The 22,299-nt window shown below is 65.5% G+C and carries 23 protein-coding genes; 13 read left to right on the top strand and 10 right to left on the bottom strand.

What is annotated here, in order from left to right; genetic code table 11:
• Positions 1 to 10: 10 nt before the first annotated feature.
• The 5 genes from BGI27_RS03925 to metE all read right to left on the bottom strand — a co-directional run bounded on the left by BGI27_RS03925 (position 11) and on the right by metE (position 8,896).
• On the bottom strand, positions 11 to 952 hold the full coding sequence (locus BGI27_RS03925) for a response regulator transcription factor (RefSeq protein WP_095523598.1): 942 nt from the start codon (positions 950 to 952) through the stop codon (positions 11 to 13).
• Positions 939 to 4,379, bottom strand: coding sequence for a hybrid sensor histidine kinase/response regulator (locus tag BGI27_RS03920; RefSeq protein ID WP_095523597.1), 3,441 nt, complete (start codon positions 4,377 to 4,379; stop codon positions 939 to 941). Before BGI27_RS03920 ends, BGI27_RS03925 begins: the two co-directional genes overlap by 14 nt.
• Before the next feature lie 105 nt (positions 4,380 to 4,484).
• Positions 4,485 to 4,859, bottom strand: coding sequence for a dihydroneopterin aldolase (locus BGI27_RS03915; RefSeq protein WP_170942903.1), 375 nt, complete (start codon positions 4,857 to 4,859; stop codon positions 4,485 to 4,487).
• Between the two features lie 428 nt (positions 4,860 to 5,287).
• Positions 5,288 to 6,535 carry a serine hydroxymethyltransferase gene (gene glyA, locus BGI27_RS03910; protein WP_095523595.1) on the bottom strand — a complete coding sequence of 416 codons (1,248 nt, stop codon included), beginning with the start codon at positions 6,533 to 6,535 and terminating at the stop codon, positions 5,288 to 5,290.
• A 66-nt stretch (positions 6,536 to 6,601) separates the two neighbouring features.
• Positions 6,602 to 8,896: a 5-methyltetrahydropteroyltriglutamate--homocysteine S-methyltransferase gene (gene metE / locus BGI27_RS03905; RefSeq protein WP_095523594.1), complete on the bottom strand. Its 2,295-nt coding sequence runs from the start codon at positions 8,894 to 8,896 to the stop codon at positions 6,602 to 6,604.
• Positions 8,897 to 9,008: 112 nt separating this feature from the next.
• Here metE and BGI27_RS03900 point away from each other — a divergent pair, with 112 nt between their 5' ends.
• The 5 genes from BGI27_RS03900 (at position 9,009) to BGI27_RS03880 (ending at position 12,796) form a co-directional block, all read left to right on the top strand.
• A complete protein-coding gene (locus tag BGI27_RS03900; protein ID WP_095523638.1) occupies positions 9,009 to 9,905 on the top strand; it encodes a LysR family transcriptional regulator in 897 nt (298 codons plus the stop codon).
• A gap of 135 nt (positions 9,906 to 10,040) precedes the next feature.
• Positions 10,041 to 10,400, top strand: coding sequence for an endonuclease domain-containing protein (locus BGI27_RS03895; protein WP_223871590.1), 360 nt, complete (start codon positions 10,041 to 10,043; stop codon positions 10,398 to 10,400).
• 165 nt (positions 10,401 to 10,565) lie between these two features.
• A complete protein-coding gene (locus BGI27_RS03890; RefSeq protein WP_095530329.1) occupies positions 10,566 to 11,819 on the top strand; it encodes an HD domain-containing protein in 1,254 nt (417 codons plus the stop codon).
• Between the two features lie 106 nt (positions 11,820 to 11,925).
• Positions 11,926 to 12,318 carry a hypothetical protein gene (locus tag BGI27_RS03885; protein ID WP_223871589.1) on the top strand — a complete coding sequence of 131 codons (393 nt, stop codon included), beginning with the start codon at positions 11,926 to 11,928 and terminating at the stop codon, positions 12,316 to 12,318.
• A 7-nt stretch (positions 12,319 to 12,325) separates the two neighbouring features.
• Positions 12,326 to 12,796, top strand: a complete 471-nt coding sequence (locus BGI27_RS03880) for a DUF3828 domain-containing protein (protein ID WP_170942904.1) — start codon at positions 12,326 to 12,328, stop codon at positions 12,794 to 12,796.
• A 24-nt stretch (positions 12,797 to 12,820) separates the two neighbouring features.
• Here BGI27_RS03880 and nifM read toward each other — a convergent pair whose 3' ends face one another.
• The 4 genes from nifM to nifV form a co-directional block, all read right to left on the bottom strand.
• Positions 12,821 to 13,549 carry a nitrogen fixation protein NifM gene (gene nifM, locus BGI27_RS03875; RefSeq protein ID WP_223871588.1) on the bottom strand — a complete coding sequence of 243 codons (729 nt, stop codon included), beginning with the start codon at positions 13,547 to 13,549 and terminating at the stop codon, positions 12,821 to 12,823.
• 123 nt (positions 13,550 to 13,672) lie between these two features.
• A complete protein-coding gene (locus BGI27_RS03870) occupies positions 13,673 to 14,155 on the bottom strand; it encodes a nitrogen fixation protein NifZ (RefSeq protein ID WP_223871587.1) in 483 nt (160 codons plus the stop codon).
• Complete coding sequence (nifW, locus tag BGI27_RS03865) at positions 14,149 to 14,478, bottom strand: nitrogenase-stabilizing/protective protein NifW (RefSeq protein WP_095523589.1); 330 nt, start codon at positions 14,476 to 14,478, stop codon at positions 14,149 to 14,151. Before nifW ends, BGI27_RS03870 begins: the two co-directional genes overlap by 7 nt.
• A gap of 20 nt (positions 14,479 to 14,498) precedes the next feature.
• A complete protein-coding gene (gene nifV, locus BGI27_RS03860; protein WP_095523588.1) occupies positions 14,499 to 15,638 on the bottom strand; it encodes a homocitrate synthase in 1,140 nt (379 codons plus the stop codon).
• A 237-nt stretch (positions 15,639 to 15,875) separates the two neighbouring features.
• Here nifV and BGI27_RS03855 point away from each other — a divergent pair, with 237 nt between their 5' ends.
• The 8 genes from BGI27_RS03855 (at position 15,876) to BGI27_RS03825 (ending at position 21,677) form a co-directional block, all read left to right on the top strand.
• Positions 15,876 to 17,837, top strand: a complete 1,962-nt coding sequence (locus BGI27_RS03855; protein WP_095523587.1) for a peptidase U32 family protein — start codon at positions 15,876 to 15,878, stop codon at positions 17,835 to 17,837.
• 59 nt (positions 17,838 to 17,896) lie between these two features.
• Positions 17,897 to 18,400, top strand: a complete 504-nt coding sequence (locus BGI27_RS03850; protein ID WP_170942906.1) for a DUF2062 domain-containing protein — start codon at positions 17,897 to 17,899, stop codon at positions 18,398 to 18,400.
• Positions 18,397 to 19,227 (top strand): bifunctional hydroxymethylpyrimidine kinase/phosphomethylpyrimidine kinase, encoded by an 831-nt coding sequence (gene thiD / locus BGI27_RS03845; protein ID WP_095523585.1) that lies wholly within the window; start codon positions 18,397 to 18,399, stop codon positions 19,225 to 19,227. Before BGI27_RS03850 ends, thiD begins: the two co-directional genes overlap by 4 nt.
• A gap of 61 nt (positions 19,228 to 19,288) precedes the next feature.
• Positions 19,289 to 19,468 (top strand): hypothetical protein, encoded by a 180-nt coding sequence (locus BGI27_RS03840; protein ID WP_141239696.1) that lies wholly within the window; start codon positions 19,289 to 19,291, stop codon positions 19,466 to 19,468.
• Positions 19,461 to 19,802, top strand: a complete 342-nt coding sequence (locus BGI27_RS17890) for a pseudouridine synthase (protein WP_223871586.1) — start codon at positions 19,461 to 19,463, stop codon at positions 19,800 to 19,802. The genes BGI27_RS03840 and BGI27_RS17890 overlap by 8 nt, the downstream gene beginning before the upstream one ends.
• Positions 19,803 to 20,189, top strand: coding sequence for a pseudouridine synthase family protein (locus BGI27_RS17885; RefSeq protein ID WP_223871585.1), 387 nt, complete (start codon positions 19,803 to 19,805; stop codon positions 20,187 to 20,189). It begins immediately after the preceding gene.
• A 162-nt stretch (positions 20,190 to 20,351) separates the two neighbouring features.
• Positions 20,352 to 20,996 (top strand): YceH family protein, encoded by a 645-nt coding sequence (locus tag BGI27_RS03830; RefSeq protein ID WP_095523584.1) that lies wholly within the window; start codon positions 20,352 to 20,354, stop codon positions 20,994 to 20,996.
• A 3-nt stretch (positions 20,997 to 20,999) separates the two neighbouring features.
• Positions 21,000 to 21,677, top strand: coding sequence for a hypothetical protein (locus BGI27_RS03825; RefSeq protein WP_095523583.1), 678 nt, complete (start codon positions 21,000 to 21,002; stop codon positions 21,675 to 21,677).
• A 3-nt stretch (positions 21,678 to 21,680) separates the two neighbouring features.
• Here the strand turns inward: BGI27_RS03825 and BGI27_RS03820 are convergent, their stop codons facing one another.
• A complete protein-coding gene (locus BGI27_RS03820) occupies positions 21,681 to 21,962 on the bottom strand; it encodes a hypothetical protein (protein WP_095523582.1) in 282 nt (93 codons plus the stop codon).
• Positions 21,963 to 22,299: the final 337 nt, after the last annotated feature.

Raw genomic sequence — 22,299 nt, 5'->3', positions numbered from 1 at the left:
CGCAGGCGGCTCAGCCGCGCAGCCGCTCCAGCGCCAGCTTGGCGGCGGCGGTCCGGTTTTCCACGCCGAGCTTTTCGTAGACGTGCTCCAGGTGCTTGTTCACCGTGCGCGGGCTGGAGCCGAGGATTTCGCCGATATCCGGGCTGGTCTTGCCCCGCGTGACCCAGTAGAGCACCTCGGCTTCCTTGCGCGTGAGCGGAAAGGCGGCCAGCAGGGCTTCGATCTGCGCGGCGTCGTTCTCCTCGCGCAGCACGATCAGCCATTCGCCATCGGCGGTCTGCTCGTGCAGCGTGAAGCTGAGGCGGCGTGCGTCATGGACGATGTTCAGCGACATCGGAGCCTGCGGCGGCAGCCCGCGCGTGGTGGTCAGCACCTGGTCCAGCCAGTGCATCACGGTGGCCGGCGCATGTTCTGCACGGGATTCCCCGGAGAAATAATCGGCGATCAGGCGGCGCGCCAGCGGCGTCTGCCAGGTGATGCGGCCACTCTCGGGGCGCACCGCCAGCGTGGCCTGGCCGAAGGCATCCAGGGCGCTGCGCGCCTGTTTCATCTCACGCGCACTGGCCAGATGCGTATGCACGCGCGCGATCACCTCGCCGGTACGCACCGGCTTGATCACGTAGTCGGTGCCGCCAGCGGCGAAGGCGGCGACGACGTGCTCGGTCTCGGTGAGGCCGGTCATGAAGATGATGGGGATGTGGCGCGTGGAGAAATCGGCCTTGAGCCGGCGTGCCACCTCGAAGCCGTCCATGCCGGGCATCATGGCGTCGAGCAGGATGATGTCCGGCAGGCTCTGGCGAGCACGCGCGAGCGCCGACTCGCCGTTGATGGCAACCAGCACCGTGAAGCCGGATTCATCCAGTGCGTCGTGCAGCACCGAGAGGTTCTCGGGCACATCGTCGACGATCAGGATGATCTCGGTACGGCTGCGGTCGAGGTCAAGCGCTTGCATCCAGATCCCTTTTCACGCGTTCCTGCAGCGCATCCAGTTCGAAGCGGGCGAGCTGTTCGCGCAGCGGCGCGACGTAATCGGCATGGGTGGCGTCGGCGGCGATGGCATCCAGCGCCGCCTGCACGCCGCGAACGTACCCCAGACCGAGCTGGCGCGCGAGTGCTTCGAGCTGCGAGCGTGGCGGCAGACCCGCCGGTACGGACGATGGCGCCAGATGTATCGCCGGAGCTTCCTCCAGCCATTCGAGCTTCAGGCGGCGGCCGATCCAGTCCAGCAGCTCGGGCAGGCGCACGGGCTTGAGGAAGAAATCCTCCGAGGGAATGCCGACATCGTTATCCAGCCCCTTGTCGAAGGCATTGGCGGAGATGATGGCGATCGGCAGGCCGGCATTCGCACCCCCGGCACGGATACGGCGGATGGTCTCCCAGCCATCGATGCCGGGCATGGCCAGATCCATGAACACCAGATCCGGCGCAAAGCGCGGCAGCACTTCCAGACATTCGAGCCCGGAGGCGGCCTGATCGAGCACAAAGCCCAGCGGCGCCAGGGCGCTGACCAGCAGTTCGCGATCCACGGCTTCGTTGTCGACCACCAGGATGCGCCGGCGCGCGCCGCGATAGCCGCTGTAGCGGCGCTGTGGCAGCGCCTGGCTGGCCTGCGCGGCAGCCACCTGGGGCAGGAACAGACGCAGCGTGAAGCAGCTGCCCTGCCCCGGTGTGCTGCGCACGGTGAGCTCGCCGCCCATCAGGTCGGCCAGCATGCGCGCGATGGTCAGCCCCAGCCCGGTGCCGCCACTGCTGCCCGCACTGGCAGCCTCGCCGCGCGAAAAGGGTTCGAAGACGCGCTCCAGCTCGGCGGCCGAGATGCCGGGGCCGCTGTCCTCGATCTCGAAGGTGGCCATGTCGCGCGCGTAGCGCAGGCGGAATTGCACTCCGCCGCGCCGCGTGAATTTCACCGCGTTGCCGAGCAGGTTGATGAGGATCTGGCGCAGCCGCTTCTCGTCGGCGCGCACCGCCAGCGGCCGCTCACCCTGGCAGCTGAATTCGAAACCGATACCCTTGTTGTGCGCCTGCAGCGCGAACATGTGCACCAACTGATCGAGCAGACCGGCGAAGTCGATGGCACGGATGTCCAGCGTGAGCTTGCCGCTTTCGATGCGGGCGATGTCCAGCGTGCCTTCGATCAGCGACAGCAGGTGGTCGCCGCTGCGCCGGATCACGCTGACGGCCTGCTGGCGATGCGCCGGGATGGTGGGGTCGCCATCGAGGATCTGCGCGTAGCCGAGGATGGAGTTCAGCGGCGTGCGCAGTTCGTGGCTCACCGTGGTGATGTAGCGGCTCTTCGCCTGATTGGCGGCATCGGCTGCCTGCTTGGCCTGCTGCAGCGCCTGGTCGGTGCGCTGGTGGGAGGCGATCTCGCGCATCAGCAGATGCGTCTGGCGGTTGGATTCCTCCTGCGCCACCTGCCGGCTCTTGTGCGTGAGTACCAGCCACCAGGCCATGATGCCGGCCACCAGCAGCAACATGCAGTAGAGCTGGAAAAAGCCGGTGCGCAACGCCGGCAGCAGGGCCGGATCCGGCAGATGCTGGCTCTGCTGCGCGTAGATCACGCCGAGCAGCGTGGTCAGCCCGGCGATCACGGCGCCCATCAGCAGCAGGTAATGGCTCAGGCCGCTGTCGATGTAAGGCCATGCCGCGCGCGGCAGCCATTTGCGCAGCAGTGCCTGCCACTGCATGCCCAGGCGTGCGTCGGGCTTGCACAGATCGTGGCAGCGCGCATCCAGCGAGCAGCACAGCGAGCAGATCGTGCCCTGGTAGGCCGGGCAATGCGCCATGTCCTCGCTTTCATACTCTCGCTCGCAGACCACGCAGCGCTGCACGCGGGGCGGTGCGCCCGCGGTGATGCCGCATCGGCTGCCGCAGGACTCGGCCGGACGTGCCAGATAGAAACGCCCGCGCGTGGCCCAGGCGATCAGCGGCGCGGCGACCAGCGCCGTGCCGATGGCGATGAAGGTGGTACAGGCCTGAGCCAGCGCACCGAAAACGCCCAGATAGGCCAGCACGGAAAGCGTGGAGGCGATCAGCATGGCGCCAACCCCCACCGGATTCACGTCATAGAGATAGGCGCGGCGGAATTCGATGCCCGGTGGCGACAGGCCCAGCGGCTTGTTGATCACCAGATCCGCCACCACCGCCACCAGCCAGGCGATGGCGATGTTGGAATACAGCCCCAGCACGGCCTCCAGCGCCTGGAACACGTTCAGCTCCATGAGCATCAGGGCGATGGCGATGTTGAACAGCATCCACACCACACGCCCGGGATGGCTGTGGGTGAGGCGGGCGAAGAAGTTGCTCCACGCCAGCGAGCCCGCATAGGCGTTGGTAACGTTGATCTTGAGCTGGGAAATGATGACGAACAGCGCCGTCACGGCCACCGCCACGCCCGGATGCGCGAACACCGCCTCGAAGCCGATCAGGTACATCTGGTTCGGATCGACCGCGCGATCCACCGGCACCGCGTGGCTGATCGCCAGATAGGCCAGCAGGCAGCCGCCGAGCATCTTTGCCACGCCCATCACCACCCATCCCGGCCCGCCCAACAGCACGGCCGGCAGCCAGCTGCGCCGGTTGGCCTCGGTGCGCACCGGCATGAAGCGCAGGTAATCCGCCTGTTCGCCCATCTGCGTGATCAGCGCGATGCCCACCGCGAGCGCGGCGCCGAAGCGCTTGAGGTCGAAGCCGCCAGCCTGCCCGTCGGCCCCGGCATAGGCGGCCAGATCGCCGAGCACGCCGGGGTTCTGCCACAGCACGAAGATGAAGGGCAGCGCCAGCAGGATCAGCCACACCGGCTGGGTGATCGCCTGCAGCCGGCTGATGGTGGTGATGCCGTGCGTCACCAGCGGGATCACCACCAGCGCGCAGAGCAGATAGCCCCAGGCTGGCGGGATGTCGAAGGCCAGCTCCAGCGCATAGGCCATCACCGCCGCTTCGAGCGCGAAGAAGATGAAGGTGAAGCAGGCGTAGATCAGCGAGGTGATGGTGGAGCCGATGTAGCCGAAACCGGCGCCGCGCGTGAGCAGGTCCATGTCCAGCCCGTGGCGGGCGGCATACAGGCTGATCGGCGTGCCGCACAGGAAGATGATCACGCCGGTAGCGAGGATCGCCAGCGCGGCGTTGGTGAAACCGTGGCTCACCAGCAACGCGGCGCCCACGGCCTCCAGGATGAGGAAGGCGGCCGCACCGAAGGCGGTATTGGCGACCTGCCAGGGCGAGCGCTGGCGGAAACGCTGCGGCGTGTAGCGCAGCGCGTAATCCTCGATGCTCTCGCTGGCGACCCAGCTGTTGTAGTCGCGCCGCACTTTGACCACGCGCTGCACGGCATCGCCATCGGCTGGCGCCAGGGAGGGGTCGGTATCGTGCGGGTTCATGCGCGCGGAGCATGCAGGGCTAGTGCCTGCGGGCGCAAGCGTTCCGGCCCCGGATACGTCAAACTGCGTACGCGCCCCTGCCATGCAGGGGGAAGGACAAGATGGCTAGACAGCATCCGGCACGACGATCTCTGCCGAATAGCCCGCGCTCTCGCAGTCCGCATAGATATCGGGCTTGCGCACCCAGACGCGCGCGCCCGTGACGCCCTTCAGGCCGGCGCACAGGCTCAGGATCTCGTGACACAGGGTTTCCTGCAGGTCGAAGTGGCGGCCGGCGACCAGCGGCGGAATCGCCTGATGGATCAGATCGTAGTTCACGGTGGCGCGCACATCGTCGGGCATCGCTCCGCGCAAAGGCGCGAGGAGCAGATCGACATCGATCAGCACGCGCTGGGGGCGCAGCTTTTCCGCTTCGTAGAAGCCGATGGAAACGGGCAGACTGAATTCGCGGATATGGATCCGCCGATTGAGGAATTCCAAATCGGATGCTCCCAGATAAAAGATGCAAGGCCCTGCCGATCACGGCAGTTCCTTCGCCCTTGTGAAGAGAAGGCGGCCGCCAGACCGGACGAGGGTGACGACGATACAGGCCCGATCAACAAAGAAGCGCACGGATTGCACAACCCCCTCTCCCGGCCCTGCGGGCCACCCTCTCCCTCAGGGGGAGAGGGAAAAGGCAGGTATCGCGACCGGAAATGGCTCCGGCCCCCGAGGAGTCTAGCAAGCACGCCGCAACCATTCCTTCTCCCTTGAGGGGAGAAGGTGGCCTTCGGGCCGGATGAGGGTGACGGTACAGCCCCGATCGACCAAAAAGAGCACGGATTGAACGACCCCCTCTCCCGGCCCTGCGGGCCACCCTCTCCCTCAAGGGGAGAGGGCAAAAGGCCCCAATCATCACTGCCAAGCACTCAAAGATAGACCGGAAAACGCCGGGTGAGCACCTGCACGCGGGCGCGAACTTCGGCAATGCGGCCTTCGTCGGCAGGATTATCCAGCACGTCCGCGATCAGGTGGCCAACCGCGCGGGCTTCTTCTTCGCCAAAGCCGCGTGTCGTCATGGCGGGCGTGCCAAGGCGGATGCCGGCGGTCACGAAGGGCTTTTCGGGATCGTTCGGGATGGCGTTCTTGTTGACCGTGATGTGCGCGAGGCCCAGCAGGCGTTCCGCCTCCTTGCCGGTGAGGCCTTTGGGACGCAGGTCGACCAGCATGACGTGGCTTTCCGTACGGCCGGAGACGATACGCAGGCCACGTGCGATCAGCGTTTCCGCCAGCGCGGCGGCATTCTTCACCACTTGCTGCTGATAGCGCCGGAAATCGGGCGTCATCGCCTCCTTGAAGGCCACGGCCTTGCCGGCAATCACGTGCATTAACGGGCCGCCCTGGATGCCGGGAAAGATCGCCGAGTTGATGGCCTTCTCGTGCTCGGCCTTCATGAGGATCACGCCACCGCGCGGACCGCGCAGGCTCTTGTGCGTGGTGGTGGTGACGAAGTCGGCGTGCGGCACCGGATTGGGATAGACGCCCGCCGCAATGAGGCCGGCGTAATGCGCCATGTCGACCATGAAGTACGCGCCGATCTCCTTCGCCAGACGCGCGATGCGTTCAAAGTCGATGCGCAGGGCGAAGGCCGAGGCGCCGGCGATGATGAGCTTCGGCCGGTGTTCGCGCGCCTTCGCTTCGAGCGCGGCGTAATCGATATCTTCCTGCGCGTCGAGGCCGTAGCTCACCACCTTGAACCATTTGCCGCTCATGTTGAGCGCTATGCCGTGTGTGAGGTGGCCGCCTTCGGCGAGGTTCATGCCCATGATGGTGTCGCCCGGTTCGAGCGTGGCGAAGAACACGCCCTGGTTGGCCTGCGAGCCGGAGTTGGGCTGCACGTTGGCGGCCTCGGCGCCGAAGAGTTCCTTCACGCGGTCGATGGCCAGTTGCTCGACGACGTCGACATGCTCGCAGCCGCCGTAATAGCGCTTGCCGGGGTAGCCTTCGGCGTACTTGTTGGTGAGCTGCGAGCCCTGCACGGCCATCACGGCCGGCGAGGTGTAGTTCTCGGAGGCGATCAGCTCGATATGCTCTTCCTGGCGCCGATCCTCCTGCCGGATGGCGGCGAAGATCTCGGGATCGATCTGCTCGACGGTGTGGCGGTTGCGTTCAAACATCGGGAACCTCTCGAACGGATGCCCCGGCACAAGGCCGGGACGGGTGGAACGGGAAATGGCGCAGAGTCAGGCGAGCGTGGCGCGCAGGGTCTTCGCCGCGGCCACCATGTGGGTCAACGCTGGAATCACTTCGCTCCATTGCCGCGTCTTCAGGCCGCAGTCGGGATTCACCCACAGACGCCCGGCCGGAATGCGCTCGGCGGCCTTCTGCATGAGCTGCACGATGTGCGCCTCGCTCGGGATGTTGGGCGAGTGGATGTCATACACGCCCGGGCCGATCTCGTTCGGATAGTTGAAGTGCTCGAAGGCGTCGAGCAGCTCCATGTCAGAACGCGAGGTTTCGATGGTGATCACATCGGCATCCATGTCAGCGATCGAGGCGATGATGTCGTTGAACTCCGAGTAGCACATGTGGGTGTGGATCTGCGTTTCGTCGGCCACGCCGTTGGCGGTGATGCGGAAGGATTCCACCGCCCACTCCAGATAGGTCGGCCATTGCGTACGGCGCAACGGCAGGCCTTCACGCAGCGCAGCCTCGTCGATCTGGATCACCCGCACGCCGGCGCGCTCGAGGTCCAGCACTTCCTCGCGCAAGGCCAGGGCGAGCTGGTAGCAGGTGAAGTAGCGCGGCTGATCGTCGCGCACGAAGGACCAGTTGAGGATCGTGACCGGGCCGGTGAGCATGCCCTTCATCGGCTTGCTCGTGAGCGACTGTGCGTACCGGATCCATTCGACCGTCATCGCGCGCGGGCGGCTGATGTCACCGAACAGGATGGGCGGCTTCACGCAGCGCGAACCGTAGGCCTGCACCCAGCCGAACTGGCTGAAGGCGTAGCCTTCGAGCTGCTCGCCGAAATACTCGACCATGTCGTTGCGCTCGGCCTCGCCATGCACGAGGACGTCCAACCCCAGCGCTTCCTGCTCGCGCACGCTGCGGGCAATTTCCGCCTGCATGGCTGCCCTGTAGCCCGCCTCGTCGATCTCGCCGGCCTTGAACTGGCTGCGCGCCTGGCGGATCTCGGCCGTCTGCGGGAAGGAGCCGATGGTGGTGGTCGGAAACTGCGGCAGCTTCAGCAACGCGGCCTGCCTGGCGGCGCGCTCGGCATAGGGGCGCTTGCGCTGGCCAAGCCGCGCGTCGATTCCCGCCAGTGCGGCCTTCACTGCCGGGTTGTGCACCCGGGGCGAGTCGCGGCGCGAGGCGCAGGCTGCCCGGTTGGCCTCCAGCTCGGCCGCCACGGCTTCGCGCCCCTGATTCAAGGCGGTGGCGAGCACCGTCAGCTCATCCAGTTTCTGCCGGGCGAACGCCAGCCAGGATCTGATCTCGCCATCCAGCCGCTCTTCGCTCGCCAGATCCACCGGCACGTGCAGCAGCGAGCAGGAAGGCGCGACCCACAGGCGTTCGCCCAGCCGCTCGGCCACGGGCTGCAGCCAGCTCAGCACGGCGTCCAGATCGGTCTTCCAGATGTTGCGGCCGTTGATCACGCCCAGCGACAGCACCTTGTGGCTGGCCAGATGGTTCAGCGCGGGCAGCACTTCATCCTGCGCATTCACGGCATCCAGATGGAAGCCGGCCGTGGGCAACTTCACGGCCCATTCCAGGTTCTCGCGCAACTGGCCGAAGTAGGTGGCGAGCAGCAGCTTCACGCGGCAACTCTTGAGCTGATGGTAGGCCGTGCTGAAGGCATGCTTCCAGTCGGCGTCCAGCTCGGTGACCAGAATGGGCTCGTCGATCTGCACCCACTCCACGCCCTGGTCGGCCAGCGCGTTCAACAGGGCCGCATAGGCCGGCAGCAGGCGGGGCAGCAATGCCAGCTTGTCGGAGCCATCCTTGGCCTTGCCCAGCGCCAGATAGGTCACCGGGCCGATGATCACCGGCTTGGCCTTCACGCCCGTGGCGCGCGCTTCGGCCAGTTGCGCCAGCAGGCGCGAGGCATCCAGACTGAACCCGGTGGCGGCGGTGAATTCGGGGACGATGTAGTGGTAGTTGGTGTCGAACCACTTGGTCATCTCGCCCGCCGCGACGCCACCGCAGCAATCCGCGTGCACCTCGGCGGACTGCGCGGAGCGCCCCCGGGCGACGCGGAAATAGTTGTCCAGCGCATCGCCGTGAAAACCCTGCACGCGCTCGGGCAGGTTGCCCAGCGTGAAACTCATGTCCAGCACCTGATCGTAGAACGCGAAGTCGCCGACCGGCGCGAGATCCAGCGCGGCCTGATCCTGCCAGTGCCGCTGACGCAGTGCAGCGCCCAGCGCCTGCAGTGCCTCACGCGAAGACTGCCCTTTCCAGTACGACTCCAGCGCGAACTTCAGTTCCCGTTTCGCGCCGATGCGGGGGAAACCCAGGTTGTGTGTGATTGCCATGATCGTTGCCAGATGTGGTGGGGAATGGCAGGATCGTAAAATCATCGATTCATGAATAAAAATAGTTTTATCTTATGATTCAATGAAATTCATTCACACAAAACATGTTCTCATGCCAATCCTTGAACGCATCCACCTGGCCATCATGCGGGAGGTCGACCGACAGGGCTCGCTCACCGCAGCGGCTGAAACGCTGCATCTCACGCAATCCGCGCTGAGCCACGCGGTGCGCAAGCTCGAGGATCAGCTCGGCGTACCCGTCTGGTATCGGGAGGGGCGCAGCCTGCGCCCCACGCAGGCCGGCGAATACCTGCTCGCGGTGGCCAACCGCCTCCTGCCGCAGCTTGCGCTGGCCGAAGAGCGCATCCAGCAGTTCGCCCAGGGCGAGCGCGGCACGCTGCGCATCGGCATGGAATGCCATCCGTGTTACCAGTGGCTGCTGAAGATCGTCTCGCCCTATCTCGCCGCGTGGCTGGACGTGGATGTGGACGTGAAGCAGAAATTCCAGTTCGGCGGCATCGGCGCGCTGTTCGGCTACGAGATCGACATGCTGGTGACGCCCGATCCCCTGTATCGCAGCGGCCTGCATTTCGAGCCGGTGTTCGATTACGAACAGGTGCTGGTAGTGGGGCCGCAACACCCCTTGCGCGACGCGCCCTGGGCCGAGCCCCGGCAGCTCTCCGGCGAAGTCCTGATCACCTATCCGGTCGCCATCGACCGGCTGGACATCTACACCCAGTTCCTCACCCCCGCCGGCATCGCACCGAAGCGCCACAAACCGATCGAGACCACCGACATCATGCTGCAGATGGTCGCCAGCGGCCGTGGCGTGGCCGCACTGCCCCGCTGGCTGGTGGAAGAGTACGCGCAGAAGCTGGACATCGCCGCCGTGCGCCTGGGCCAGCAAGGCGTTCCCAAGCAGATCTTCCTGGGCATCCGCGAAGCGGACGCCGACATCGACTACGTGCACGCCTTCGTCGAACTGGCACGCGCGCATCGCATCCTCTGAGTGACTCCAGCCCTCTCCCCCTCCCCCCGGACGGGGGGCTTTGGACTCCCCTCTCCCTTCAGGGGAGAGGGGCCGGGGGAGAGGGTGTCTTTCCCAGCCCACAAACCTTGCATCACAACAAAGGAGCATCACCGGATGATCGACGAATCCATGCGCGATCGCGCCCGCACGCTGCGCGCAACGGCCACGCCCTTCGAGCAGAGCTTCTGGCAGGCGATCCGGGCGCATCGTTTTGCCGGCTTCAAGTTCCGTCGCCAGCAAGTGATCGGCCCCTACATCGCGGACTTCACCTGCCTGCACGCCCGGCTCATCGTGGAGCTGGACGGCGGCCAGCATACGGAAGCCCACGCCTATGACGCCCGCCGCGACGCCTGGCTGCAGGCCGAGGGCTACCGCGTATTCCGGGTCTGGAACCACGAATGGGTGCAACAGCGTGAAGCGGTGCTGGAGCGGCTCTGGGCACTCCTGCACGAACGCGTCGAAGGAAAAGGATGACAGAGATGCCCTCTCCCCAACCCCTCCCCCCGAACGGGGGAGGGGCTTTCAGACCCTCTCTCGGCTTCTGGCTCCCCTCTCCCTTCAGGGGAGAGGGGCCGGGGGAGAGGGCGCCCCTATGAAAACCCCGACAATCAGCCTCTGAATAAAAAGGTGACGCACACCATGCTCCTGCGCGACCCCATCCACGGCGACATCGAACTGAGCCCGCTGGAAACCACCCTGCTCGACCTGCCCGTGATGCAGCGCCTGCGCGGCATCAAACAGCTCGGCACGGCCTATCTGGTATATCCCGGCGCGCTGCACACGCGTTTCGATCATTCGATCGGCGTGTGCGCCGTGGCACACCGCATCGTCGAAGGCTTGCGTCGCGCGGGTCAGCCGATCTCGGCGGAGGAAGAAGCCGCCATCGGCGCGGCAGCGCTGCTGCACGACGTGACACACATTCCCTTCGGCCACACGCTGGAGGACGAGCGGCGCCTGTTTCCTCGCCACGACAAGGGCTCACGCCTGTCCCGCATCCTCGCGGGCGAACTCGGCCACGCGCTGGCAGCGCAGGGGCTGAAAGAAACCGTCGCAGGCCTGCTCGATGCCGCGCCGCTGACGTCTCCACACTGGATGCGGGACATCGTCTCCGGCGCCATCGATGCCGACCTGCTCGACTATCTGCGCCGCGACAGCTTCTTTGCCGGCCTCTCGCACGATTACGACGATCGCATCTTCCGCGCCTTCGCGGTGCACGACGATCGCCTCGTCATACGCCTGGTCAAGCACGGCATGGATCGGCCGGACGCGCGCTCGGAAATCATCCGCGTGCTGCGCCTGCGCTATTTCCTCACCGAACGCGTCTATTACCACCACACCAAGGTCGTTGCTGGCGCGATGATCTCCAAGGCGGTGGAACTCGCGCTGGATCACGGCCTGCTGCGCGAGGAAGACTTTCTCTCGCTCAACGACTGGACGCTGCTGGAACGCCTGCAGACCTGCGGCCTGCCGCAGGCCGAAGCACTGGCGCAACGCGTGCAACGGCGCGCGCTGCTCAAGCGCGCCTACGTCGTTTCCTCGCGCAGCGTTCCCGCAACGCTGCGGACGGAATGGGTCGCGCGCCATCACGCCTCGCGCAGCAACCGCGCCGCCGCCGAACGCGAGATCGCCCATGCACTCGGATTGCCGTTCGAGGACGTGGTGCTCTACTGCCCGGCCCTCACGGTGATGAAGGAAGCCGCCGTGCCCATCGAGAACAGCCGCGGACTCATGCACCTGAACCACCCGGACGACGAAGCGCACGGCGAAATCCAGGCACTGCAGGATCGCTACGCCGGCCTGTGGCGATTCTTCATCTTTGTGCCGGAAGCCGCCGTAGCCAAGGCCGGCAAGGTCTGCGAGGCATTGTTCGGCATCCAGTCAGAGCACCGCTGATTGTCTCGTCGGCACAAGGGACTTACGACAGGAATGCTGCCAGCCAGCCCTCCGCGCAAACCCCTTGTCATACACAACTTGCCATAAGTGAAGAGAAAAAACAGGCTTGGCAAAACAACTTCGGGAAGAATCCATGTGGGACAAGGAAAAAGCCATCAGCCATCTTGACTCGAATGCCAGCCCCCACAGCCTGGGAAGATGTGCGGAATTTGTCCGGAAAGCCATCGAAGCCGGCGGGCTTAGGCTGCAACGACGTCTGTCTGCCAAGGACTACGGACTAAGCCTTGTTGCCGCCGGCTTCATACAGCAACACGTCATCCTGCCAAAAGCCGGGGATGTAGTCATCATTCAGCCCATTCCGGGACATCCTCATGGTCATATGGCCATGTTCAATGGCCTCGCCTGGGTTTCCGATTTCCGGCAACAGCACGGCTACTACCCTGGGGCATCCTATCGGCGCCTGCAGCCGGAAGTACATTGCTATCGCTATCCGGCCTGATCACGCCATGTCCACCCGACCATTCCTTTTTTCTCCAGCCCGCTTCCTCCCCATCGCGCTGCTGTGCATGGCCGGCCTGTTCGTCTGCACAAACAGTCAGGCAGCAGACGGCGCGCCCGGCAAGGTGCCGGAGGCCGTCACCATCCGTTTCTATGACTGGTATCTGCAAGCACTGACGCAAAACCGCGATCCAATCCAGGATGAGCCGCGGATGCTCGAAGCCTTTGTCACGCGGGCGCTGGTGGCCGAGATCCATCGTCGCATGCACGACCCCGATGGTCTGGACAGCGACTATTTCATCCGCGCACAGGACTACCTGGATGAATGGCTAGGAAATATCGCAACGTCCTCCGTGCGCATGCAGGGACAGACGGCAACACTCCGGGTAACGCTGGGAAATTCCGCCGCAACCCTGCACCGCTTGCAGGTGGATCTGATCATCGAAGACGGTCACTGGAAGATACGCAGGGTGCGTTGAAAACGCAGCCAACAGCGGCGAACCTTACTGAGCCAGCAGGCTGCGTATCCAGCGACGGCGGGCGTTTTCGCTGCGCACGGCCAGGATCTGCTCGGCAATGCGCGTACGCACGGAGGCCAGTGGCAGCATGCTGGCCGGGCGGCGGTTTTCGCAGCGCAGCAGGTGGAAGCCCATCGGGGACTCCACCGGACCGGAGAGTTCGCCCGAGCGCAGGGTGGCCGCCACGACGTCCAGCGAGGGGAAGAGCTTGCCGGCCGGCAGCTGGCCCAGCAGGCCGCCCTGCATGGAGGTGGGACATTCCGAATGTTGCAGGGCCTGTTCGGCAAAACGCTCGGGATGGCGCTGCAACAGGGCATGGATCTGGGTGATGCGCCGGAATGCGGCCTCGCGGGTGTTGCTGGAGAGATCCTCGTTGATGGTGATGAGGATGTGGCGCAGGGTACGCAGCTCGGGGCTCTGGAAACGCTCGCGGTGCAGCAGGTAGAAGATTTCGACATCGCGCGCGCTGACGGCGGGTACGCGCGAACCGACGGCATCCAGCACGGCTTCCACGCGCTGCTCGCGCGCGAGTTCCTCGCGCAGGGCGTCCCCAGGGTCAGCCCGTTGGCTTCGAGGTCGTGATGAAATTCGTCTTCTCCGGGAAAACGCGCGGCGATCTCCGCGACCGCGGCATCCACCGTTTCCCGTGCCACCACGACCTGGGCGGCCGGGGGGCTGGCGAGGATGCGCCGCTCGATCTCGCCGGCACGGCACGCCTGCGCCTGCACCTGCTGGCGCTGCTCGGCGCTCAGTGCTGCGGGAGCCGCTCCGAACAAGGCCTGGGCGTGCTTGATGAGATGGTAGGGAGATGGCTCGACTGCGAGCGGGCGGGCGACTTCAGGCATGGGTGTTCTCGATCCGGGCTTCTTTTTCAGCAACTTCATCCAGTGCGGTCTCCCGCACGATCAACGGGCGCCCCGGCAGGCATTCGAAATGCACGTGATAGGCAACGCCGCCGGGCACGTCGCGCAGCACCTTGAGGATTTCGCCCGTGGCGCCCACTGGAACGCGCACCTCGCCATCGATGGAGAGGGCACGCGCGCTGAGCACGCGCTCACGGGTCTCGAAACGGGATTCGGCCCAGGGCTCGTCCAGCCCGATCAGCTCTTCCTCGCGGCAGGCCACCACGCGGTCTTCCTCGATGAAGTGCAGCGAATAGATGATCTGGTCGAACAGGAAGGTGCCGATGTCGACCACGTGGCCCACACGCCCGCGCCGCACCAGCAGATCGCCCCGGAACGCGCCGGGGAAGGTGCCGTCATCGCGCACGTTGCGCGTCACGCGCAGGCTGTCGCCGATCTGCCATTTGGTTCTCAGCATGATGAGGGTTTCCTGCCGATGGATGAGATGGAAACCTTGGCGATGCCCTGCGCACGCTGGAAGACGCGGAACACGGCTTCGGTCTGCGCATCGGAATGCACGAAGTCCTCGTAGGCGCGGACCAGCAGCGCGCGCCAGGTTTCGCGGTCCGGCTCGCCGCCGGCGCCCTGCAGATAATTGTGGAAGCGCTGCAGGATGTGCAGACGGTTGACCTGCACCACGCGGGCGTCGTACTCGACGCCGAAGTAGTCGAGAAAATCCTCGGCGCTGACCAGATCGGCCATGTCGTCGATGAAATCGCTGTCCGGGGTCTCGTGGCTCATTTTCCGCTCGCTTTCTCGTTTCAGTAGGGCGACTGGCAGGCCTGCCGCAGGCCGGAAGCCAGCAGCATCAGTTCGGATTCGTCCGGGCTGCGCTTCTCGCGCGCCACGAAGTGCCGCACCATGCCCAGCAGATGGCCGGCTTCCTCGTCGCCGATCTGGCGCCCCAGCGCGGCGAACACGGATTTCACTGCACGCGTGCCCGAGTGCTTGCCCAGCACCACACGGTGGCTGCGGCCGACGATGGCGGGGTCGAAGCCCTGGTAGTTGACGGGATCCTTGAGCAGGCCATCGACATGGATGCCCGCCTCGTGAGTGAACACGTTGGCGCCGATCACGCTTTTCTGTACCGGAATCGGCCGACCCGAAGCTTGCGCCACCAGCTCGGCCACCGGCCCCAGTTGCTCCAGTGCCACGCCAGTCTTCAGCCCGTAGCATTGCTGCAACCCCAGCACCACCTCTTCCAGCGCTGCGTTGCCGGCACGCTCCCCCAGGCCATTGACCGTCGTATTCACATGCGTCGCCCCCGCCCGCACGGCCGCCAGGGAGTTGGCGGTGGCCATGCCGAGATCGTCGTGCGCGTGCATCTCGATCTCCAGATCGGTGGCACGGCGTAGCGCGCGGATGGCACGCTTCGTGGCAAAGGGGTCGAGAATGCCCAGGGTGTCGGCGAAGCGCAGCCGGCGCGCACCGGCGCGCTGGGCGACTTCCGCCACCTGCGCGAGGAATTCGGGGCGCGCGCGGGAGGCGTCCTCCAGCCCCACGCAGACTTCCAGGCCGAGATCGCGCGCACGCTGCACCTGAGTGTGCACCTGCGCCAGCAGCCACACGTGGCTGCGCTGCAGCTTGCCGGCGATGTGCTGATCGGAGGCCGGCGCCGAGATGTCCACCAGATGCGCACCCAGGCCGGCACAGGCGGCCACGTCATGCTGGCTCAGGCGTGCCCAGACCATCAGCCGCGCACGCAGGCCCAGGGAAGCCACGGCGCGGATGCCGTCGCGCTCGGCCTCGCCCATGACGGGGATGCCGATCTCCAGCTCGCGCACGCCGATGGCGTCCAGGCCACGTGCGATGGCAAGCTTCTCTTCCAGATTGAAGGCCACGCCCGCGGTCTGTTCGCCGTCGCGCAAGGTGGTGTCATTGATCGTGATCGCCCGGGCCATGAAAGGACTCCCGCTAGGTTTCACCCTTCACTCAGCAATTTGGGTGCCAGCCGCGCGAAGGCCCGTAAATTCGTCTCCGGTCGTCGCCCCGGCGGCTGTTCCTTGGCGCAGAGCACACACAGACTTGAGGGAAACCCCGCAAAGCCACAGCCAAAGCGGTGTCGACACAGCCTGATCCACAATGATCCGGGGGCTTCGCTGTACACTCCGCAGCGCCCCCCAGCCCCGCCCATACACATGAGCCTGCCGCGCCACCATCTCGAACTCCTTGCGCCCGCCAAGACGACGGCCATCGGACGTGAAGCCATCCTTCATGGCGCCGATGCTGTCTACATCGGCGGCCCCTCTTTTGGCGCCCGCGCCGCGGCCGACAATCCGGTCAGCGAAATCGCGGACCTGGTGGGCTTCGCCCACCGTTTCGGTGCGCGCATTTTTGTAACTTTGAACACCATCCTGCACGATACGGAACTCGCGCCCGCGCGCCGGCTGGTGCACGAGCTGTACGACGCCGGCGTCGATGCGCTGATCGTGCAGGACATGGGCTTGCTGGAGATTGACCTGCCACCCATCGCGCTGCATGCGTCCACGCAGTGCGACATCCGCAGCGTGAAGAAAACCCGCTTCCTCGGCGCAGCCGGTTTCTCGCAACTGGTGCTGGCGCGCGAGCTGACGCTGGACGACATCACCGCGATCCGCGCCGCCGTGAATCCGGCCGTGCCGCTGGAGTTCTTCATCCATGGTGCACTGTGCGTGGCCTTCTCGGGGCAGTGCTACATCAGCCACGCACACACCGGGCGCAGTGCCAATCGCGGTGACTGCTCGCAGGCCTGCCGCCTGCCCTACACACTGGCCGACGCGCAGGGCCGCGTGGTGGCTTACGACAAGCACCTGCTGTCGATGAAGGATAACAACCAGAGCGCCAACCTGCGCGCGCTGGTCGATGCCGGCGTGCAGAGCTTCAAGATCGAAGGCCGCTACAAGGACATGGGTTACGTGAAGAACATCACCGCCCATTACCGCCAATTGCTCGACGAGATCCTGACGGAGCGCCCGGAACTGGCGAAGTCCTCGCACGGCAGCAGCACGTTTGCCTTCCGCCCTGATCCCGACAAGACCTTCAACCGCAGCAGCACGGACTATTTCGTGCAGGGCCGCAAGGCGGACATCGGCGCCTTCGATGCGCCCAGCCACGAGGGCCAGCGCCTGGGGGTGGTGACGCGACTGGGCGTGGACTGGTTCGAACTGGAATCGGGCGAAGCGCTCGCCAACGGCGATGGTCTCTCCTGGCTTTTCAAGCGCCGCCTGCAGGGCGCGCAGGCCGACCGGGTGCAGGACATGGGCCAAGGCCTGTGGCGCGTCATGCCTCATCAGAAGATCGCCGAACTGCCCGGTCTCGCGCCCGGCTGCGTGATCTCGCGCAATCGCGACCATGCCTGCGAGCAGGTCTTGCAGAAGCCTTCCGCCGAACGCCGCATCGCGCTGGACCTGCACTTCGGCGAAACCACCGATGGCTTCGCGCTGCGCGTGATGGATGAATCCGGCGCCGAAGCCACGGCCCGACTCACCTGCGACAAACAGCCCGCACAGCATCCGGAGAAAAGCGCGGCCAGCCTGCACGAGCATCTCTCCAAGCTGGGCGCCACGATCTTCACCGCACGCACGATCGGCATCGACTGGCAGCAGCCCTGGTTCCTGCCGGCCTCACAGCTCAACGCGCTGCGCCGGGATGCCATCGAGGCGCTGGAAGTGGCCCGCGCGGCGGCACTGGGCAGGCCGCCACGATTTGAACCCGCCACGCCGCCGGCAGTCTATCCGGAGGAATCGTTGAGTTACCTCGCCAATGTCTACAACGAAGCCGCGCGCCGCTTCTACGCGCGCCATGGCGTAAGCCTCATGGCCTCGGCCTACGAGGCGCACGAGGAGGCCGGCGAGGCCAGCCTGATGATCACCAAGCACTGCCTGCGCTTCGCTTTCAACCTGTGTCCGAAACAGGCCAAGGGGGTGACCGGCGTGCAAGGCCAGGTACGTGCCGAACCGATGACCCTGATCAACGGCAAGGAACGCCTGACCCTGCGCTTCGACTGCAAACCCTGCGAGATGCACGTGATCGGCAAGATCAAGCCGCAAGTGCTGCGCAGCCCGCCACCGGGCAGCCCCATCGAGGCGCCGGTATCCTTCCATCGCCGGCGCCCCGCCTGAGCGGACGCCTCCGTCCCCAAGCCGCCATGTTTCGTCTGTCCTCTTTCCGCCTATCCCCGATGCGCATCATCCGCGCCCGCCCGCTGCGCCGCTTCGCGCCGCACCTGCTGGATCGCAGCCTGTGGCGTGCCACGCCGCACGCCGTCGGCATGGGCATGGCCGTCGGCTTCTTCTTCGGCTTCCTGATCCCGGTCGGGCAGATCTTCTTCGCCGTACTCCTCTCCATTTTCCTGCGCGGCAACCTGCTGGTCGCCGCCTCCAGCACCTTCATCACCAATCCGCTGACCACGCCGCTGGTCTACCTGGTTGCCTGGAAGCTGGGCGGCTGGATGCTCTCCTGGCTGCCGCAACCGCTGATCGAACAGGCCGAGGATCTCGCCGAGGATGCCGTGCTCGTCTCCAACGATCTCGCCAGCACCCTTGGCACGGCCAGCACCGAGGTACTCCTGGGGGTGGTCGCCATCTCCTTCCTGGCTGCCCCGCTGGGCTATCTGATCGGCTGGGGCGTGGCCCACGCACGCCAGAAGACATCCCGGACCAAAATTCCACAGGAAGCCTCATGAGCAATATTCCCAATGTCGTCAGCATCGCTGGCGTAGACCCCTCCGGCGGCGCCGGCGTGCTGGCGGACATCAAATCCTTCACCGCACAGGGCACGTACGGCTGCGGCGTGATCGCTGCGCTGACCGCGCAGAACACCCAGGGCGTGACCGGCGTACACGTGCCTCCCACCGATTTCCTGCGCCTGCAGATCGACACGCTGTTCGCCGACGTGCCGATCCATGCCGTGAAGCTGGGCATGCTCGGCTCGGCCGAGATCGTCTCCACGGTGGCCGAACGCCTGGCGCACTGGCGGGCACCCTTCGTGGTCTGCGATCCGGTGATGGTGGCCAAGAGCGGCGACCACCTGCTCGCCCGCAGTGCCGTAGCCATGCTCATCGAGGCGCTGCTGCCGCAGACCTTCCTGATCACGCCGAATCTGCCCGAAGCCGGCGTGCTGCTCGAAGCGCGTGCCCCCGAGACGGTGAAGGAGATGTATCGCGCGGCCGAACGCCTGCGCGACATGCTGCCCACCCAGTCCGAACGCTGGGTGCTGCTCAAGGGAGGACACCTGCCCGGCAACGAGATCGTGGACCTGCTCTTCGATGGCGACCGCATGATCGAGATGCCCGCGCCGCGCATCGCCACCCGGAACACGCACGGCACGGGCTGCAGCCTTTCCTCGGCGATCGCCGCCCTGCTGCCGCAGACCACTGCAAGCCCGGCGCCGGTGGAAGAGGCCGTGCGCCGCGCCACGCAATGGCTACGCCAGGCCATCGCCCGCTCCGGCGAGCTTGCGGCCGGCCAGGGCCATGGCCCGGTGCATCACTTCCACGCCTTGTGGAAATGAGGCCCGGCATCCACACAAAGCGTGGGCAAGCCTGTGGACAGGGTCTGGAAAGGCGTGCCAAGTGATTGACGCCAAAGGCCACCGGAACGCTTGCTCAAGCTTTGAGCAATATGCCATCAGCCTTGAAAAATCGTCCCAAAAGCCTTGCCTGGCGCGGTTTTCAAACAAGCGGGCCGGGATTTCCACACAAAGCGTGGGCAAGCCTGTGGATAGCCACTGGATTGTTCCGCCAAATGCCTGAAACCAAAGTAGAACCCGTCGCCTGTATAAAAATTGCGCAAGGCGGCCCCATCGTCTGGGACGAACACCCGGATTTCCTCGTCGCCCATAAACCTGCTGGCGAGAATTTCCACAACGAAGGCGACACGGCCGGTTTCATCACCCGTCTCAAGCGCCTGCCTGGCTGCGCAGACCTGTACCCGGTGCACCGGCTCGACCGCATCACATCCGGCCTCATCCTGCTCGCCCGCCATGCCGACGCGGCACGCCAGTTCGGCGAGATGTTCGAGGCGGGCCTGATCGACAAGTATTACCTCGCACTCTCCGACCACAAGCCCTCGCGCAAGCAAGGCTGAGTGCGCGGAGCCATGGTGCGCGCACGCGCCGGCTGCTGGCGGCTCGCGCGCGAGGGCGAATATCTGGCGCGCACGGAATTCCACAGTTATTCGGTACGCCCCGGGCTGCGCCTGTTCGTCCTGCATCCGCATACCGGCCGCACCCACCAGTTGCGCGTGGCACTGAAAAGTCTCTCCGCGCCCATCCTGGGCGATGGCCGCTACGGCGGCAGCCCTGCCGACCGTGGCTACCTGCATGCCTGTGCATTGCGCTTCGAATGGGCCGGGGCCTGCTACTGCTTCGAGCAACTCCCCTGCGAGGGCAGCGTATTCGCGGAACCCATGGTGCATGAGCAGATCCTCTCGCTATGCCCACTGTGGACGCTCCCCTGGAGCGGCGAGCACTGAGAACCTGCCCCGATCCCTCATGGGCCAAATGATTGGAGCGTAAACGGCAAGGTGTGCACGACGCGCCCTGTCGGGCGTGCTGCAGGACCTGCATTCAGGCACCTGCTTGGCGACATCGCCACCTTGCGGTAAAACGGGCCTCCCGCACACTCAGGAGTCCCCATGGCCGCCCCGCAACAGCTCAGCCCGACAGAAGCCCGCATCCTCGGCGTCCTGGTGGAGAAGGAAGCCACCGTGCCCGACACCTACCCGCTCTCGTTGAACGCGCTGCAGGCGGGCTGCAACCAGAAGAGCGCACGCGACCCGGTGATGACGCTGAGCGAAGCAGAGCTGCTTGCGGCCATCGACGAGTTGCGCGGCCACAGTCTGGTGATCGAATCCTCAGGCGGTCGCGTCACCCGCTACGGGCACAACCTTGGCCGCGTCTATGGCCTGCCCACGCCAGCCGTGGCGCTGCTGACACAGCTGATCCTGCGTGGCCCGCAGACAGCTGCAGAGCTGCGAGCCAATTGCGAACGCCTGTATCGCTTCGCCGACACTTCTTCGGTCGAAGCCTTCCTCGAAGAACTGGCCACACGCGCGGCCGGTGCGCTGACCCTGTTGCTGCCTCGCGCGCCGGGTGCACGTGAGAGCCGCTGGGCACATCTGCTGTGTGGCGAGCCGGATTTGCCGGCAAGCCCCCTGGTCGCAACATCTGCCGGCCAGGAAGCAGGGCTGAGGGAAGAAGTGGCAGCCCTGCGCGAGGAAGTCGCGAGCCTGCGTGCAGGACTCGCCAGCCTGCGCGAACAGCTGGGTATCACGGACTAATTCATGCGGGCGCTGCGCACGCAGTGGCTGGATGCAGGTGGCGGCCTGGGCTACCACCTGCGCGCCTGGCGCCATGGCGCGCAGTGGCAACCCTATCGCGCCGCACTCGCCGGCTGGCTGCAGGCCTGGCAACCGCCACAGCGGCAGCTCGTGATCATCGGCCCCAGCGCGGGCCATACGCTGCCCGGAGATTTTCTCGAAGGATTCTCACGAGTCTTCATCCTGGAGCCCGACCCGTTGGCACGCTGGCTGTTGCTGCGGCGTTTTCCGCGCGTGCGTTTCGAAGCTGGTGCGCTGGATTGCTTCGCCGATGCGCAGGCGCCGGGCTGGCTGGCCTGTACCTATCCGGACGCCGTCTTCCTGTTCGCCAATGTGATCGGCCAGTACCTACCGGCCGATCCGGGCTGGGTACCGGCACTGCGTCAGGCACTGGCGGAGCGCAGCTGGGCCAGTTGCCACGACCTCGTGGCCAGTACCAGAACGCCAGACAACACATCGCCCCGTGACGTTTCGGAAGGGCAAACGCTGGAGGCATTGCTGACCGGATTCTGGCCTGCGGGAGAACTGGACCTGCACGATCACGGCAGCTGGCAAACGCTGCCAACCCAGGCGGCCACGATCTGGTCGATCACACCCCGGCAGCACCACCTCGTGGGCTGGTACGCACAACGTGCCGGTTAACGCTCAGCGCAGTTCCATCAGCGTGGTGGGCTCATCAAGCCCGCGACCGAAGACCGGCATGGGCGGCAGGTCATGATCGGACTCCACCAGCCCCAGATCCGACAACTGGGAGATCAGCTGCTTCGGATCGCCGATCTGCGCCAGCAGCGGGCGTAACTTGCCGAAAGGCGTACGGCCATCGACCATGATCAGTGCACTGCGCAGACGCGGTCCGATGCCGAGGCGACGCTCGGCGATCTCGGCACGGCCGAGCGTGGTTTTGCGGTAGATGGCGACATCAAACATGGGCAGATCTTGTCCGTTGGATGACAACTGAACTCTAGCCGAAGGGCTCTGGCGATCTGCCTTGTCCAGGGAGGCATTTGACCAAAGGGCCCGCGTGCGGGATCAGCGTCGGGGGGGCGCATCGTGACAAAAATCACACTAACGAACAATCAAACAACTGTGTCTTTCGCCCCCTCATACAACACAGGCGACCAATCCGCCGCACTGCTTTAGCCCGTCTTCATATCGCCTTGCGCCGGACCGCCGCGGATGGATAATTCCTTATCAAGGCATCCTGTTGCGTTGACGCCCTGGATCAGCGGAGGGACTCACGGGATCGGGCGCGCCCCGAAAGCGC

This window comes from Candidatus Dactylopiibacterium carminicum, from assembly GCF_014736495.1.
GTDB lineage: Bacteria > Pseudomonadota > Gammaproteobacteria > Burkholderiales > Rhodocyclaceae > Uliginosibacterium > Uliginosibacterium carminicum.
This window is presented reverse-complemented; position numbering and strand designations above follow the sequence as displayed.

Excerpts from the sequence above, each read along its gene's own strand:
- BGI27_RS03920 (WP_095523597.1), bottom strand. The coding sequence starts at position 4,379 with ATGAACCCGCACGATACCGACCCCTCCCTGGCGCCAGCCGATGGCGAT.
- BGI27_RS03830 (WP_095523584.1), top strand. The coding sequence starts at position 20,352 with ATGGCCGCCCCGCAACAGCTCAGCCCGACAGAAGCCCGCATCCTCGGC.
- BGI27_RS03855 (WP_095523587.1), top strand. The coding sequence starts at position 15,876 with ATGAGCCTGCCGCGCCACCATCTCGAACTCCTTGCGCCCGCCAAGACG.
- BGI27_RS03880 (WP_170942904.1), top strand. The coding sequence starts at position 12,326 with ATGTCCACCCGACCATTCCTTTTTTCTCCAGCCCGCTTCCTCCCCATC.
- BGI27_RS03825 (WP_095523583.1), top strand. The coding sequence starts at position 21,000 with ATGCGGGCGCTGCGCACGCAGTGGCTGGATGCAGGTGGCGGCCTGGGC.
- BGI27_RS03895 (WP_223871590.1), top strand. The coding sequence starts at position 10,041 with ATGATCGACGAATCCATGCGCGATCGCGCCCGCACGCTGCGCGCAACG.
- metE (WP_095523594.1), bottom strand. The coding sequence starts at position 8,896 with ATGGCAATCACACACAACCTGGGTTTCCCCCGCATCGGCGCGAAACGG.
- nifW (WP_095523589.1), bottom strand. The coding sequence starts at position 14,478 with ATGAGCCACGAGACCCCGGACAGCGATTTCATCGACGACATGGCCGAT.
- BGI27_RS03870 (WP_223871587.1), bottom strand. The coding sequence starts at position 14,155 with ATGCTGAGAACCAAATGGCAGATCGGCGACAGCCTGCGCGTGACGCGC.
- nifV (WP_095523588.1), bottom strand. The coding sequence starts at position 15,638 with ATGGCCCGGGCGATCACGATCAATGACACCACCTTGCGCGACGGCGAA.
- BGI27_RS03890 (WP_095530329.1), top strand. The coding sequence starts at position 10,566 with ATGCTCCTGCGCGACCCCATCCACGGCGACATCGAACTGAGCCCGCTG.
- BGI27_RS03850 (WP_170942906.1), top strand. The coding sequence starts at position 17,897 with ATGCGCATCATCCGCGCCCGCCCGCTGCGCCGCTTCGCGCCGCACCTG.
- BGI27_RS03900 (WP_095523638.1), top strand. The coding sequence starts at position 9,009 with ATGCCAATCCTTGAACGCATCCACCTGGCCATCATGCGGGAGGTCGAC.
- BGI27_RS03820 (WP_095523582.1), bottom strand. The coding sequence starts at position 21,962 with ATGTTTGATGTCGCCATCTACCGCAAAACCACGCTCGGCCGTGCCGAG.
- thiD (WP_095523585.1), top strand. The coding sequence starts at position 18,397 with ATGAGCAATATTCCCAATGTCGTCAGCATCGCTGGCGTAGACCCCTCC.
- glyA (WP_095523595.1), bottom strand. The coding sequence starts at position 6,535 with ATGTTTGAACGCAACCGCCACACCGTCGAGCAGATCGATCCCGAGATC.
- BGI27_RS03925 (WP_095523598.1), bottom strand. The coding sequence starts at position 952 with ATGCAAGCGCTTGACCTCGACCGCAGCCGTACCGAGATCATCCTGATC.
- BGI27_RS17890 (WP_223871586.1), top strand. The coding sequence starts at position 19,461 with ATGCCTGAAACCAAAGTAGAACCCGTCGCCTGTATAAAAATTGCGCAA.